This is a genomic window from Hymenobacter koreensis (assembly GCF_039541855.1).
In the GTDB taxonomy this organism is placed as follows: Bacteria; Bacteroidota; Bacteroidia; order Cytophagales; family Hymenobacteraceae; genus Solirubrum; species Solirubrum koreensis.
Window position 1 is genome coordinate 243,185 of sequence record NZ_BAABHA010000010.1, and the last position, 14,561, is coordinate 257,745.

A 14,561-nucleotide genomic window follows, 5' to 3' on the forward strand; every position below is an offset into this window, starting at 1 on the left:
TTACCAGGAGAATTTACAAGCAAACAAGTGTTAGGCTGTAATTTTTAAAAAATTGAGGTGTACGAAATGCAACGCTTGAGCAGTATTTCCGCCTTTAAAAGTTTATCCTGATCGTTCGAAAGAAAGCCAGAACGCCCCAAGCCTGTAGACTTGGGGCGTTCTGGCTTTCTTCGTAAAGTGCTTATTTGTAGCTTAATAGGCTTTCGGCTACTCAGTCACTTCCCGGCATGCCCGGTACAAATCCTTCCATCCGTCGCGTTCCTTTACCACTGTTTCCAGGTATTCCAGCCACACCACGCGGTCCTGCACGGGGTCTTTCACCACGGCGCCGGTAAGGCCGGCAGCCAAGTCGGCGGCTTGAAGGGTGCCGTCGCCGAAGTAAGCGGCCAAAGCAAGGCCGCTGTTGAGCACCGAAATGGCCTCGCCGGTACTGAGTGTTCCGCTGGGACTTTTGAGCTTGGTTTTGCCGTTCTCCGTCACGCCCGAACGCAGTTCCCGGAAGATGGTAACCAAGCGGCTGATTTGCTCCAGAGCCGCCGTGGTGGGCGGCAATTGCAGGGCTCGGCCGGTTTTCTCTACCCGCGAATGCACAATCTGCACTTCCTTAGCCACCGAGGTAGGCAGCGGCAGCACCACGGTATTAAAGCGGCGGCGCAGGGCACTGCTGAGTTCGTTCACACCTTTGTCGCGGTCGTTGGCGGTGGCAATAACGTTGAAGCCGCGCGTGGCCTGGATTTCGGTGGCCAGCTCGGGTACGGGCAGCACCTTTTCGGAGAGTACCGTGATAAGCGTGTCCTGCACATCGGATGGAATGCGCGTGAGTTCTTCCACCCGCACCAAGGCTCCTTCTTGCATGCCTTTGAGCAGGGGCGAAGGCACCAGCGCCGCCGCCGACGGGCCCTCGGCAATGAGGCGGGCGTAGTTCCAAGAGTAGCGAATCGCGTCCTCGGAGGTGCCGGCCGTACCCTGAATGAGCAGGTTGCTGTGCCCGCTGATGGCCGCCGTCAGATGCTCCGATACCCAGCTTTTGGCCGTGCCGGGCACGCCCAGCAGTAGCAGGGCCCGGTCGGTGGCTAGCGTGGCGACGGCAATTTCCATCAGCCGCCGCTGCCCAATGTACTTGGGCTCGATTTCGAAGCCGTTATCGAGCGTGCCGCCGAGTAGGTAGGTAACCACGGCCCAGGGCGAGAGTAGCCAGTTGGGCGGTTTGGGGCGGTCGTCAACGGCGCGCAGGGCCGCAAGTTCTTCGGCGTACTGCACCTCCACGTGCGGGCGCAGAATGTTATCGGGGCTGTTAGTGGCGGACATGGTAGAAATAGTAGAGCTAAAGCTACAGATTAAGACAAGCGTGGAGCGACGAAGCTCGTTCGAAGCAGAAAAACCCGTCAGCTGTCAGGCCCGGGCGGCTCGAGGAGACTTGCCGCCATCTGCCGCCGGAAATACAGCGTGTCGAGGGTGCGATGCACGAGGCGTTGGTAATCGGGGAAGTACTCCAGAAGTGCCTGCAGCTGCTCGCTTACCGAATCAAATGAAGCTGGTTCAGCAGCATGGCCGAGGTGATTGAGCAGCCGGTCGAGGCCCTGCAGCACTTGGTACCCCGTGGGCGACTGAGCAGCGGCCACGATGGTGTTTTGCACCAGTTCTACGGCCCGCTCGTTCAGCCGCCGGGGCCAGGGGCCGGGCAGGTAAGCCAGGGCTTCGGCAGGCCGGGAGGCCGGGTACGTAAGGCTGTTAAGGCTTTGCAGATGGGTTAACAAAAGCTCCGCCACGGCCGCCCGGGGCGGCACACCCAGCAAATTCCAAGAGAACGAAACGTTCTGTTCCTGCGCCAAGCTCACGTTCAGCAAAGCCAAGGCCCAGGCTCTGTCGTGGTGCAGCTGGGCCGCGGCAGACCAGGCCGGAAGCAGCAGCGGAGCCCAGTCGCTTTCGATTACCAATTCTAACAAACGGCTCGGCGGCAGTTTGAACTGCTCCGTCCAGCGGGCGGGCGGAATCAACGCCAGCATTTGGCCCAGCCACGCCGCTTTTTCGCCGGTAAACCGGGCATCTTTCTGCTCAACGCCGTCGGCCTGCCATTCAGCGGCCCAGGCCTCTGGTAGTTCAATGTGCAGTTGCCGGCCGTGTAGTAAACTGCGCTTTACCTGCACCATTTTGCTGGCCCGCAGCCACAGCCGCTCGGCCAGCGCACTGCCGGAAATACGCGCCAGCATGGGAGCCACGACCTGGCGCACTTCCTTGCCTTTCGAGTTTAGGTACTGTTCCAGTAGGGCGGCGTCTTCGGGCCCTAGGTTTACAGTCAGTGCAGTGAGTAAGGCGGCTTGTTGCTTGGCGGCTTCCTGGGGCAAAGCGGCAGACAGTAATTCGCGGGCTTGCTGTGGGTTTTGCAGGCGCAGGTTTTCCAGGTAACGCTGGCGTTGCTTGTGCGTGCCGGTTTCCCAAAGGGCTTCTTCGTCGGGCATAGCAAAGACGGGCGCCCAGGCAGGATTAAGGCTGGCCAGCCACGGACCTCGCTCGCCCAGCACGTCGGGGGCGTGAAGCTGTAGCTCGGGGCGTGGCGTTATATAGTCGAGCAAGGAAGGCAGCAGGCGGTGGGGCACGCGCCGACCGTGCTGCGCCAGCTGGGCCAGGTACTCGGCAAACAACGGCGCGTGCTGGCCGTCGAGTAGCTGTTGCAGGCATTGCAGGCCTACACTGCCCAGCGTCGGCAGAATTTCAGTGGGCGCAGCAGCCGGTACGGCCGGGGCATCGGCGGCGGGCTTAAAGCCGGCTTTACGAATCAGCGCGAGGGTTCCGGCGGCTTGTAGCAACTGGTTTTCACGTGAATCGGGAACGGGCAAGCCGCCGGTTGCGGGTGCTGCTTCGCCGCTTTGGCGAGTACCGAGCAGGGCGATGCGCAAGAGCTGCTGCCAATCGGATTGCGGGTTCATGGCGCGACGGTTGCAGGGTGGAAGCTAAGGGGCAACAGGCGTACGCCGTTCCACTCCCCAAAAATGGTGAGCGGATGCCCGCCGCTTACGGCCAGCAGTTGCCAGCGCAGGTCTTCGTCGGCACTCACCGGTATCGAGGAAGCAGAGTCCGAAGCCAGCAAAACAACGTTGCCGCCGGGCAGCAGTACGGGCACTACGGCAGCCAATAGCACTGGCCATTCACGCAGCCACGGCTGCTGGGCAAGAGCGTCGGCGTAGGTGGATAAAACCTCCTCTGGGTTGCCGGAAAAAAGCAACTGACCCGGCGCTGCCGTACCCTCAAACGACCAATCGGGCCCGATAACAGCCCGTAACGAGGCGGTGCCGGGGTAAAAAGCCAAGCCGCCGTGGTACCGCCCGTTCGGCACCAACGGGCTGGCAAAAGCCTGGCCGCCGAAGGCGTATTCCAGCACCAGCGCGTAGTGGCCGGTTTCGTGCCCGCGCAGCCAGGTACGGCGCACCAGCAGCCGTTCTTCCTCGAAAGTAAGCTGGCCCATTACCAGCCAGGTATCCACCACGGTAGGTTCCAGGCGCAGCACCTCGTCTTTCTTAACGTTCACGCCCAGCAACTGCAATACGTCCTGCTGCCGAGGCGCCGGCAACTTATCAAACCGTTGGAAAGCGCGCACGAGCAGGTACAGCTCACCCAAACGCGCCAGCATACGCTCGGGCCAGTCGGGACCGTAGTGGCGCAAGCTGGCTAATTCGCGCAGTGTAGCGGCCAAACCCGGCAACTGGTCATCTATGAGGCGGGCCGCCTGGTTTTCCCAGAACGCGGCGGGCTGTTTTTCGGTCTGGGCCAGGCCGGCGCCCACCAAATCGTGCAGCCACGTCAGCAGCTCATCGGCACCGCGCCGCATGCGCTCCAACCGTTGCGCCGAAACACCTGGGCCTTTTTCTTCCTGCGGGGCGCCGGCTAATGGTGCCGTAGGGGGAGGTGCTTCGGTCGGCTTCGCTGCTTTCTTCTCTTGGGTGCTTTGGCGTTTTTCGAGCCACTCAGCAAGCCACGTGGGTGGCGTAGCGGCGTTCAGTATTTGCGGCTGACGGGCCAGCAGCAACAATAAACCCGCGCCGTGCTTGCAGGGAAACACCCGGCTGGGGCAGGAGCATTTGAAGGCGGGCTCCGAGAGGTCGATGCCAACCAGGTAAGGCTTGGCGCCGCTGCCGGCGCACTCGCCCCACACGGCGGCTGCGGTGCGGCCGAGGTTGCCCCATTTAACGGGCGCGGCCAACTCCATTCCGCGTTTTAGCGTGCCGGAATCGGTAATGAGGGCGCGGGCCTGGTCTTCGGTCCACATGAAAGCAGCGAGAAAATACAGTAAACAGGCCGCGGCGGGCACGAGCTGCCGGCAAGATAACGCAACCGGCCGCAAGCATGCCGGTATTTCAGCCGGCCAGTTCCTCGCCGCAATTGCGGCAGCGGTATACGGTGGTTCCGGCGTAAAACAGCCGTTTCAGCCACGAGCGGTGGGCTTCCGGATCGGGCCATACATCGTAGGAGCCGCAATGGGGGCAGCGCACGGCGGCGCGCTCGGTGCGTTGCTGCTCGAAGGCCGCCACAATCTCGCGGGCCGATTCCACGTCTTCTTCTTCGATGAGCAAGCGGAAATAAAGGCCGTCGCCGAAGGGCAGGGTAGCAGGGCCATAGTTCTTGACCAAACTCACCACGCCCACTTCGTCGTGCAGGCGGCGGTACAAACCCACGGCTTCGGTGTAGGTCAGGTATTCGGCGGCTACAACGAGCATGGCGGGCAGGAAACGGCTAGCGCCGACGGCGGGCCGGCGCAGCGCTCAGTTGCTGGCGCTGCCGAAAGATAACCCACAGCAAGCCGGCGCACAGCAGGGCCAAACCGGCCGCCAGCAGCTCGGGCGTGGAGCGGGCGGCCTCGGCTTCCTTGGCGGTGGCTTCGGCGTCGCGCAGTTTCTTCTCGCGCTGCTTGTCGCGCAGTTCCAGGTTCTGAATCTGGTTTTCGAGGTCGTAAAAACGCTGGCGGGTGGCGGTTTGGTCGGTGGTGGCCACGGTAACCTGCTGCTCGGCCTGCTGCTTTTCGGCCACAATGCCCGCTGTGCGCCGCAACGACGTTTCGTTCAGGGCCTTTACAATCTCGGTGTCTTTTCGAATGATTTCCTTGAGCGCGTCAATCACTTCCTGCAGGTCCTTTTTCGAGGGTTTATTGGCCAAGAAGGCGTTGCGCTGGGCACTGGCCTGCTCGTACTGGCTCATGAGCGTTTGCCGCTCCTGCAACAGGCTTTGCAGCCGGTCGTCGGTGGGGGCGGAGGCTGGCGCGGGCGTTTGGGCCAGGGCCGGCAGGGAAAGAAAAAGGGCGAAGAGTAGCGGGCGGAGCGTTTTCATAGGGTGGGCAAAAATACGCGGAAACCGGTAGGGGGTTCCTGCGGCTTACGCCGCTCGTGCCTGCCGCGCTTTGCCCACGCGCGGCTTTTTATAGAAGGCCAGGATCAGAATGGGCAGCAAGGTCAGCTCGGCCACCACGCCAAACAGCAGCGTGAGGCCAATGAGCAGGCCCACGTAAAACGTGCCATCGAACGACGAAAACAACAACGTGCTGAAACCGCCCACCAGAATGAGGGAGGTAACGATAACGGCCTTGCCCGCCAGCCGGTATGTGTGGCTTACGGCCCGCTTCACGGTAGGCTCCTTGCCCAGCATCAGGCGCAACTTGCTGATGAAGTGAATGGTGTCGTCGACGGCAATGCCGAAGGCAATGGTGAAAATGATGCTGGTGCTGACTTTCATGGGCACACCGCACACGCCCATTACGCCGCCCACTACCACAATGGGCAGCAAGTTGGGAATGAGCACCACCGGCACCATGCGCAAGGAGCGGAACAGGGCCAGCACAATAAGCGTGACCATAATCACGTCCACGCTGATGCCCAGCAGCATGTCGCGGGTCAGGTTCTGGTTGTTTTTATCGATAAGCAGGGCCGAGCCGGTCAGGCGGGTTTGCAGCACCTGCGGGTCGGTGTTGGTGCTCAGGAAGCGTTTCAGACCGCCATTCAGGCCCGCTACCACGGTGCTGCCGGGGTCGGGCATGCGGCCGGTTAGGCGGCCTTCCTGGCCGTCGGGCGTAGCTAGGGCGCGGAATTCAGGCCGCTTGCTCACGCGCCGCAGCTGTTTCTGCAGGCGCTTTAGCTCGGCTTCAGAAGCCGGCAGGCGGTATTCTTCCAGCGCGCCGCCGTTTAGGGCCTTGCGCACCGATTTCACCACCGACACCGGCGAGGCCACGAAATGCAGGCCGTACTGCCGGGTAAGGTAGTTTTCGATGGCCTCGGTTTGGCGAAGCACGTCCAGATCATACACCGAGCGGCCGCCTTGCGGCTGCAGGTTCAGCTCGAAGGGCCGCACGCCGGCAAAGCGCTCCTCAAAAAAGCGAAAATCGAGCTGTACGGGGTCGTCCTGGGCCAAATCATCGAGCAGGCGCGACTCAATGCGCACCTGACTGGCGGCGGCAATGCTACCGACCAGCAGCAGCGCGGCAATGCTCAACACCCAGCGGCGGCGCTTCAGCACGTGAAACAGCAGGCGGTTGAAAAACGCGTCCCAGGAGCGGCCTGCGCCGTAGCGTTGTTGCGGCCGCGGCAACAGTACCAGCAAAGCTGGCAGCAAGGTATACGTGAGGCCGTAGGCCAGCAGCACCGACAAGCCCGTGTACAACCCGAAGTTGTGGATGGGCCGAATGTGACTGGCCGTGAGCGTGAAAAAGCCCAGGCTGGTGGTTAGGGCCGACAAGCCCGAGCCGAACATGGATTCCCGCATGCTGATGCGCAGGGCCGGCACGGTGGCGGTGCCTTCGCCGGTTTCGGTGACGTAGCGCGTAAGCAGGTGCACCGAATCGGCAATGCCCACCACGCACATCATTACGGGCAAAAGGGCCGTCATCAGGTCAATGCCGGCGCCGCTCCAGCCCACCAGCGCCAAACCGCCCACAGTAGCGCCGGCCACTACGGTAAGCGGCAGCACCACACCCCACCACGAGCGGAACGTGAGCCACAAAAGCCCCATTACCAGCAGTACCGAGAGGGACACGAACACGGCCATTTCCACCTGCAGCCGGTCTACAAACACCGATTGCGCCACCAGCTTGCCGCCCAGGTGCACGTGCTCTTCGGGGAAACCCAGGCGGGTTAGCTCGGTGCGCAGGGCGGTCATGAGCGTGTCGCCGGGCGGTTTTTTAAGGTCGGGGGTGGTTTGCAGCAGCACCGTTACGGCGCGGGCGTCACGCGCAAACAGGTTGCCCACGAGGCCGGGCGTGCGGAAAATCAGGCTGGAATCCTGGGCGCGCGACGCTGGGTCGGTCAGGCGGTCGAGGTGCAGGTAGGGAATGTTGAACACGCCCAGGCCTTCCACCACCGGGTTAGCGGCCGTGGTGGGGGAAAGCACGTGCACCACGTTGGGCTGCCGCTGCGCGAACTGCGTGAACTGATCCACGCGGCGGGCGAAACCGGCATCGAATAACGTGCGGTCGGCAGGCGTTTCCAGGCCGATGAGCACGTAGTCGTTGTCGTTGCCAAAGCGGGCCGAGTACTTCTCGTAGAAAGCCAGGTCCGGGTCGCCGGTGGGGTAGAAGTCGTTGAAATTATAATTGAACCGCAGGCGCATCAGGCCGGTGACGCACACGGCGCCCACTACGGCCAACAGCAGCAGGGTGAGGTAACTAAGGGAGCGAACAGACATGCAAAACGAATACGGAAACCACTAAGCGAAGGCCCGGCAGGGTTGCCGGCGCGCCAAGTTCGGCGGACCAGCGCAGCCGGGCTGCATCGTTGCCGAATTCTACTTATCTTTCAACCCAGCGGTGAGCCAACCGCCCGTTTTCCGCTTTTGTTTCTACAATCCTTCATTTTCACCACCCATGAAAAACGCATTGCTCGCCCTGGCCCTGTTCGCATTCGTCGGCTCCGCTTCCGCCCACGACGGCAAGGATGAAAAAGGCAAAAAAGGCAAGAAGGCCAAGTCGGGCCAGTCTCATTGCGCCTCAGAGGCCAAAGAAGCTACGGCTACGCTGGGCAGCACGCCCTCTTGCTGCTCGAAAAAAGGCGCGGTAAAAACGGCGGAAGTGAAGACGACCGAAGCCACGCCCGCAGTTAAGTCGCTGTAACCAGCAACAGTTTATAAAAGAAGCGCCCCGGCTGTAAAGTCGGGGCGCTTCTCGTTTATCTGATATTGCATCATTCAAATAGAATATTACATTTAGGCTCAAGCATTCATTCATCCCCTTTCATATGGAATTAATAGATCAACTCACCAATCTAGCCTCACGTGTACAAAAGCAAGTAGGGCACATTCAGACAGAGGAAGCTACCAAAAACGCCCTCGTACTACCATTTATTAATGCGCTTGGCTACAACGTCTTCGATCCGACGGAAGTAGTACCAGAGTTTATCTGCGACATCGGTACTAAGAAGGGCGAGAAAGTCGACTACGCGATTTTTCGCGAAGGGAAGCCCATTATGCTCATTGAGTGTAAACACGTTGGAGCCGACTTGAATATCAATCATGCCAGTCAGCTTTTCCGCTATTTCCACGTGACTGAGGCACGGATTGCTATTCTCACTAACGGGGTAACCTACAAACTATTTACTGACCTAGAGCAGGCTAACAAAATGGACGAGCGGCCTTTCATGGAGTTCGATCTATTTAACTTCCACGAAAACGATACTACCGAGCTTCGCAAATTGAGCAAGGCTAATTTCAGCATCGATGATATGCTGTTTGCTGCCTATAATCTCAAATACATGCGGGCCTTCAAAAAATACTTTGATGAGCAGCTAACTCAGCCTTCGTCTGACTTCGTGAACTTTGTATCAAAGCAGGTATATGACGGAGTTCTGACGCCTAAACTGAAAGACCAGTTTGGCTCTTTAGTGCATCGTTCGTTCCATCAGTTTCTGAACGATAAGGTCACGGGGCGTTTAAAATCAGCGCTTGTAGACGCGAGCAGCCAAACTATGCTGCCGCCCGCTTTTCCTGTAATTGCTAAAGCAGAAGAATCTACAGTCGCTTCTGAAAACGGAGAAAACAAGGAAAAAGACATCGTGACCACCGTTGAGGAAACGGAAGGATTTATGATAGTGCGCGCCATTCTTCGCAAGATGGTTGCAGTTAACCGGGTTGTGATGCGTGACGTGCAATCGTATTGCGGCATTCTACTCGACGACAACAACCGCAAACCTATCTGCCGGCTTCACTTTAACGGAAGTAAGAAGTACGTAATGGTCTTTGATACCGAAAACGGCGAACGAGTTGATATTACTTCACTCGATGACCTTTACGGATTAGCAAGCCGTATTCGCGCTGCTGTAGAAAGGCATGAAACCAAGTCGAAAGAAGCGGTAGCCAGCGCTTAGCAAACCACCTTTCAGCAAACAAGCCGCTCCATTGGGGCGGCTTGTTTGCTGAAAGGCTTCGACAACTTGGTGCTTCTACTTCTTACCGGGCCCGGTAGTCCTTAATAGCTCCCTCGCAAATCCAGTTGGCCAAAGCCTGGCGGTTCTGGGAAAGCACGAAGCGGCGTTGGTCGTTGCTGTTGCGGATGTTGCCCAGCTCAATGAAAACGGTGGGAGCGTAGCTGTTGCGCACCACATACAGGCTGGTGCGCGGCGAAACCGTGCCCACGTAAGGCCGGTTAGGTTGGTAGCGCTTGTAGCGGCTGCTGAACGTTTGGTGAATGTTTTTGGCCAGGCGCAGGCCCACGGCGCTGTTTTCGTGGTGGTAGAAGAACACATCGGTGGTCATGCCCGCGCTGCGGCTGTCGATGTGGATGGTAATCATGCGCTGGTAGGTTTTCCGCCCGTAGCGGCCGTGTAGCCGGTTGATGGCATTTACGTACTGGCGCAGCCGCGCCACGTGGCCCAGCGGAATGGTCAGGTTGGGGTGCGTCAGCTCGTCGGAGTCCATGGGCAGCACGCCTTCGTCGCGGATGCCGTCGTTGGGGTCCTGCACAATCATGTGCACCGTGGCGCCGTGCTCCATCAGCACGCGGGCCAGGCGCAGCGTTACGTCGTAGGCGTATTCGTCCTCGGCCAGCTTGTTGGCGCCGTATTGGCCCACCGCCCCAGGATCGGGTCCGCCGTGCCCCGACATGAGGTAGTACACCGCGCCGCGCAAAGATTGGCCGGAGGCCGACGGGCGGCCGTACTTGCCGAACAGCAGAGCCGTTTGGCCGCTGTGCTTTTTGTTTGAGGCTTTGGCGGCCGCGGTATTCGGGGTTGCGCCTTTCCCGGCTACGGCCTTGGGCGCGGCGGGCTTGCGCCGGGGCAGCCGGTAGCTTTTGCCCGCCCGCAAACTGTTGCGCGGCCCCAGCAAGGGCTTGTTCAAGGCCACGAAGTCCCGCTCGTAAAGCCGCGGGTTCAGCCCGTGGCGCACCAACAGCGTCGAAATTACGTCGCCGCGTTTGGGTACTACTTTGCGGTATTGCTGGCTAAACGCTACAGCTGGAATGAGCAGGAGAAAGAGCAGAAATAGGCGCAAGGCAGCGGGGCGACGGGTGAAAACGAAACGTAGGTGTAACCGAATAGTGAGAATGGTAGGACCAAAGTCCGGCAGATAGCCGCATGCATATAGGGTAATACTACCGCAAAAGTAGTTACAGGAGTTGCTGCGAGAAGTATGCTGGCGGGTTCTGGGGTAGAAAATGCTGAAGTTGCGCCGCGGCCCCGCGCTACATCCTTATTTTTGCCAACTCCCCAATCCGCTCCGCCGCCATGCAGCAGTACCTCGACCTCGTTCGTCATATCCTTGAAAACGGAACCCAGAAAACCGACCGCACGGGTACCGGCACGCTTTCGGTGTTCGGCCATCAGATGAGGTTCGATTTGCAACAGGGCTTTCCGTTGGTGACTACCAAAAAGGTCCACCTGAAAAGCATCATCTACGAGTTGCTTTGGTTCCTGAACGGCGACACCAACACCAAATACCTGAAGGATCATGGCGTGAGCATTTGGAACGAGTGGGAGGACGAAAACGGCGACCTGGGCCCCGTGTACGGCAAGCAGTGGCGGAGCTGGCCCGACGGCCGCGGCGGCCACATCGACCAGATGCAGCAGATCCTGGACCAGCTCCGCCACTCGCCCGACTCGCGCCGCATCCTCGTCTCGGCCTGGAACGTGGCCGAGCTGCCCGACATGAAGCTGATGCCCTGCCACGCCTTGTTCCAGTTTTACGTGGCCGACGGCCGGCTCAGCTGCCAGCTTTACCAACGCTCCGCCGATGTGTTCCTGGGCGTGCCCTTCAACATTGCCAGCTACGCCTTGCTCACCCTTATGGTAGCCCAGGTGGTAGGCCTGCAGCCCGGCGAGTTTATTTGGACCGGCGGCGACACCCACCTCTACAGCAACCACCTGGAGCAGGCCCATTTGCAGCTCACCCGCGAACCGCGGCCGCTTCCCCAGATGCACCTGAACCCGGCAGCTCTGGACCTTTTTAATTTTCAGTTCGAGGATTTCAAGCTGGAAAACTACGACCCGTGGCCGGCCATTAAAGCGCCCGTAGCAGTGTAGCGGGGCTTCTAAACAGGTCAAAACGTTTCCTTCGGGCTTGGCCGGCAAATTCAGGCCGCTTCGGAGTGAAATAATATTTAGGCACAGGCACAAGCCTCGATTACCCGCTTAGGTAGGAAGGAGCTTGATCTTTACCAAGGTTGTTTATTGATTTAATCGGACCCGGGAAGGATGTCGGATAAATTACTGGGATAATCACATATAGATGTGAGGGTTTTAGTTTGCTTTCGGCAACATAACCATGGTTTTTTGCGTTGGGGAAATTAAACCCGCCCAGTAAAATCCAATCCAACGGCAGTTCCCGTATCTGCTGCATGGCACCTTCCCACCCGCGTCCGTTGCTTACCGCCACCCTAACCTCGCCTAGCTCCTTGCCACGTCAGCACCGGGCCTGGATTGCTCTTTATGCCCTGGAAGCCGGCGCCGCGCCCCGGATTCAGGTCTTACGCGATAACGACGTATCTGAAACCGACTTGTTGGAATTCGAAGAGAGCTGGCTGGCTTTGCGCTGCCGAACGGTTACCCCGGCCTCCTAAGCAACTTGCTCCCAAACGCGTAGGTCTTGTAACAGAGCGTGGTCTTCGCTCTCAAACAGGCTCTGCTCAATTCTCTGCACGGCGCGAAGTCCGGCCACGTTGGCCGTAAAAACAGCTTCCGAGGCTAACACTTGTGCCGCCGAAAAGTGCCCTTCGTGGCATTCGATGCCCCTTTCGCGGGCTACTTGCAGCAGGTGGGCCCGCCGCACGCCGGCCACGCAGCCGGTGGTTAACGCGGGGGTGTACAAAGCGCCGTCCTGAATCCAGAATACTGCTGCTGCCACGGCCTCGGCCACGGCACCGTGCGCATCGAGCAGCAGCAGCTCACCGAGGCCACGGGCCTGGCGTTCCTGGGCGGCCAGTACGTACAACCAGCCTTGGGGCCCCTTGCAAAAAGCCAGCGGTCCGGGCAGCGTTTGCACTTGCCGGGCAAAACCAGCTTCGTTTATCGGTTTATCGTTTAGGTGCAGGTCCGCAGCGGCAAGCAGGTAATCGGCCCGGTTTGTTTCGGGCAAGTACAAACCTGCGCCGCCGCGCCAGCATTGCAGCCGCAGGCGGGCTTGCTCGCGGCTGGTAGCGGCTACCAGGCGGCTTGCTTCCGCCGCAATTGCTTCGGCCGATTGCAGTTCGGGCGGCAGCTCAAGCCGTAATACGGCGGCCGCTTGTTGCAAACGGGCAAGGTGCCCGGCCAGGTAACCCACGCGGCCAGCCGTCCACACCATTGTCTCAAAAAAACCGTCGCCGTACAAAGCAGCCCGCGAGGAATGTGGCAGCGAAAAGCCCGCCGCGGTCTGCAATTGCCCGTTGTAAATCACGTAATCGGCGCCGGGTGTCATATCCGCGCGAATTTTTTTCCCGGTAAAGCCTTCACCAATCCTCGGAATTCCAGGCCCAGCAGCAGCGAGGCCGTTTGGTGGCCCGGTAACTGGGCCCGCCAGCTCAGCTCATCAATTTGCTTTTCGCCCGTGCCCAGGGCCTCGAGCAGCCGAAACTCCTCGGGCGTGAAATCCGCAGGGTCGAGCGCGGCTTTGGCTGGTTTGGTGGGGTGCAGGGCGTTGTCCCAGTTCAGGGTTTGCTCGATGTCTGCAGGTCCGGTGTAAATGCTGGCCTGCTGGTTCCGAATGAGGTGGTTGCAGCCCTCCGAAGCCGCGGCACCCAGGTTGCCGGGTACCGCCAGCACTTCGCGGTCGTAGTCCAGGGCCAACTCAGCGGTGATGAGCGCGCCGCCTTTTATTGCTGCTTCCACTACCACGGTGCCATCGGCGAGGCCAGCTATGATTCTGTTCCTCGCGGGAAAGTTGTAACGGTCTGGGCCAGTGCCGAAGGGGTATTCCGTCAGCAGACCTCCGTTTTCCAGCATTTTCTCGGCGGTGCGCCGATGCGCAGCGGGATACATCTGATCGGGACCGGTGGCCATAACGCCAATGGTGGGCAGGCCTTCCTGCAGGGCCGCGCGGTGCGCTACAATGTCGATGCCGTAGGCCAGGCCGCTGATGATGAGCGGCTGGTAAGGCGCCACGCCTTTAATGAGGCGTTCGGTTTGCTCCCGGCCGTAATCGGTGGCTTGGCGGGTGCCCACCACGGCCAGAGTGCGGGGGGCATTTAGCTCGGCGGTGCCTTGGTAATAGAGCAGCACCGGCGCGTCTGCTAGGGGCCGGAGGCGAGTGGGGTAATCGGGGCGGGTGTAGTAGAGCAACCTCGTACCGGTTTTTTCGGCTTGACGCAAGATGATTTCGGCCTGCCGCAGGGCTGCAGCTTGGTTGCGCAGGGTGGCTGCTACGGCCGGACCCACACCCGGTACTTTCTGCAGCTTTGCGGCTGGAGCACTGAGCACCGCCTGCGCCGAACCAGCGTAGCTAATGAGCTGCCGGGTTAGCAAAGGCCCGATGCCGGCCAGCAGCGTCAGGGCTACTTCGGGTAGTAAATCAGCTGAAGCAGCTGGCTGCGGGCCTTCGGCGCCAGCTTGCAGGTCGGGAGAAGATGTAAACAAAGGCACCTGCAATAACTGCTAGCGAATAGTGATGATACGTAAAGTCGGAATTAGCGGAGCCGTGCAGGCTCGGCTATTCTTTATCAAGAGTTAGCTGTTCAAATTCTTGCTCGTAGCATCTAACTCCTTGCGCAGGCCCACCAAAAAGTTGCGCACTTTCTCCAACGAGTGAATCACGTCTACTTTTTCCTTGAGTTGCGGGCCGCGCTGTTTCATTAGGTCGCGGGCACCGGGAATGGTGTAGCCACGCTCCTTTACCAAGTGGTAAATGGTGCGAAAAATCTCGATGTCCTGCGGCGAATACAGCCGGTTGCCTTTCTTGCTTTTGCGCGGCTTGAGGTCATCAAACTCGGTTTCCCAGAAGCGAATGAGCGACGGTGCCACGTCGAACTGCGCCGCCACCTCGCCAATGGTAAAGTATTGTTTCTCGATGTCGTGCTCTTTGTAAGGCATAAGGGCGTAGGCGGGGCGGTTTAGGGCAGCTACCGAACTCGGTAGAGCCGGAAGTGCGCTGCTGTGCAAGCTAAAGCCGGCGGCGCGTTCTTTCTT

At 59.7% G+C, this 14,561-nt stretch carries 14 protein-coding genes; 4 read left to right on the top strand and 10 right to left on the bottom strand.

What is annotated here, in order from left to right; all coding sequences use genetic code 11:
- Positions 1–207: 207 nt before the first annotated feature.
- The 6 genes from ABD903_RS14970 to ABD903_RS14995 form a co-directional block, all read right to left on the bottom strand.
- The gene (locus ABD903_RS14970; RefSeq protein ID WP_345225576.1) at positions 208–1,308 is read right to left on the bottom strand and encodes an ATP-binding protein; all 1,101 of its coding nucleotides are present in this window, start codon (positions 1,306–1,308) and stop codon (positions 208–210) included.
- A 77-nt stretch (positions 1,309–1,385) separates the two neighbouring features.
- Positions 1,386–2,927, bottom strand: a complete 1,542-nt coding sequence (locus tag ABD903_RS14975) for a DUF5691 domain-containing protein (RefSeq protein ID WP_345225578.1) — start codon at positions 2,925–2,927, stop codon at positions 1,386–1,388.
- A complete protein-coding gene (locus ABD903_RS14980) occupies positions 2,924–4,264 on the bottom strand; it encodes a hypothetical protein (protein ID WP_345225579.1) in 1,341 nt (446 codons plus the stop codon). Before ABD903_RS14980 ends, ABD903_RS14975 begins: the two co-directional genes overlap by 4 nt.
- 88 nt (positions 4,265–4,352) lie before the next feature.
- The gene (locus ABD903_RS14985) at positions 4,353–4,712 is read right to left on the bottom strand and encodes a hypothetical protein (RefSeq protein WP_345225581.1); all 360 of its coding nucleotides are present in this window, start codon (positions 4,710–4,712) and stop codon (positions 4,353–4,355) included.
- A gap of 16 nt (positions 4,713–4,728) precedes the next feature.
- The gene (locus ABD903_RS14990) at positions 4,729–5,319 is read right to left on the bottom strand and encodes a hypothetical protein (RefSeq protein WP_345225582.1); all 591 of its coding nucleotides are present in this window, start codon (positions 5,317–5,319) and stop codon (positions 4,729–4,731) included.
- Positions 5,320–5,364: 45 nt separating this feature from the next.
- Positions 5,365–7,662: an efflux RND transporter permease subunit gene (locus ABD903_RS14995; protein ID WP_345225585.1), complete on the bottom strand. Its 2,298-nt coding sequence runs from the start codon at positions 7,660–7,662 to the stop codon at positions 5,365–5,367.
- 178 nt (positions 7,663–7,840) lie between these two features.
- Between ABD903_RS14995 and ABD903_RS15000 the strand changes: the two genes are divergently transcribed.
- Together ABD903_RS15000 and ABD903_RS15005 are read left to right on the top strand one after the other, a co-directional pair.
- Positions 7,841–8,086 carry a hypothetical protein gene (locus ABD903_RS15000; protein WP_345225586.1) on the top strand — a complete coding sequence of 82 codons (246 nt, stop codon included), beginning with the start codon at positions 7,841–7,843 and terminating at the stop codon, positions 8,084–8,086.
- Positions 8,087–8,210: 124 nt separating this feature from the next.
- Positions 8,211–9,335, top strand: a complete 1,125-nt coding sequence (locus ABD903_RS15005; RefSeq protein ID WP_345225587.1) for a type I restriction endonuclease — start codon at positions 8,211–8,213, stop codon at positions 9,333–9,335.
- A gap of 82 nt (positions 9,336–9,417) precedes the next feature.
- Here the strand turns inward: ABD903_RS15005 and ABD903_RS15010 are convergent, their stop codons facing one another.
- Positions 9,418–10,458: an N-acetylmuramoyl-L-alanine amidase family protein gene (locus ABD903_RS15010; RefSeq protein WP_345225589.1), complete on the bottom strand. Its 1,041-nt coding sequence runs from the start codon at positions 10,456–10,458 to the stop codon at positions 9,418–9,420.
- A 233-nt stretch (positions 10,459–10,691) separates the two neighbouring features.
- Here ABD903_RS15010 and ABD903_RS15015 point away from each other — a divergent pair, with 233 nt between their 5' ends.
- Entirely contained in the window at positions 10,692–11,486 is a 795-nt protein-coding gene (locus ABD903_RS15015) for a thymidylate synthase (protein ID WP_345225590.1), read from the top strand.
- Positions 11,487–11,800: 314 nt separating this feature from the next.
- Positions 11,801–12,022, top strand: coding sequence for a hypothetical protein (locus tag ABD903_RS15020; protein ID WP_345225591.1), 222 nt, complete (start codon positions 11,801–11,803; stop codon positions 12,020–12,022).
- On the opposite strand, the gene ABD903_RS15025 is transcribed toward ABD903_RS15020, so the two are convergent.
- From ABD903_RS15025 to ABD903_RS15035, 3 genes are all read right to left on the bottom strand, one after another.
- Positions 12,019–12,858 carry an aminotransferase class IV gene (locus ABD903_RS15025; protein WP_345225592.1) on the bottom strand — a complete coding sequence of 280 codons (840 nt, stop codon included), beginning with the start codon at positions 12,856–12,858 and terminating at the stop codon, positions 12,019–12,021. The genes ABD903_RS15020 and ABD903_RS15025 overlap by 4 nt on opposite strands.
- Positions 12,855–14,012: a DNA-processing protein DprA gene (gene dprA / locus ABD903_RS15030; protein WP_345225595.1), complete on the bottom strand. Its 1,158-nt coding sequence runs from the start codon at positions 14,010–14,012 to the stop codon at positions 12,855–12,857. Before dprA ends, ABD903_RS15025 begins: the two co-directional genes overlap by 4 nt.
- 90 nt (positions 14,013–14,102) lie before the next feature.
- Positions 14,103–14,465 (bottom strand): MerR family transcriptional regulator, encoded by a 363-nt coding sequence (locus ABD903_RS15035; protein ID WP_345225597.1) that lies wholly within the window; start codon positions 14,463–14,465, stop codon positions 14,103–14,105.
- Positions 14,466–14,561: the final 96 nt, after the last annotated feature.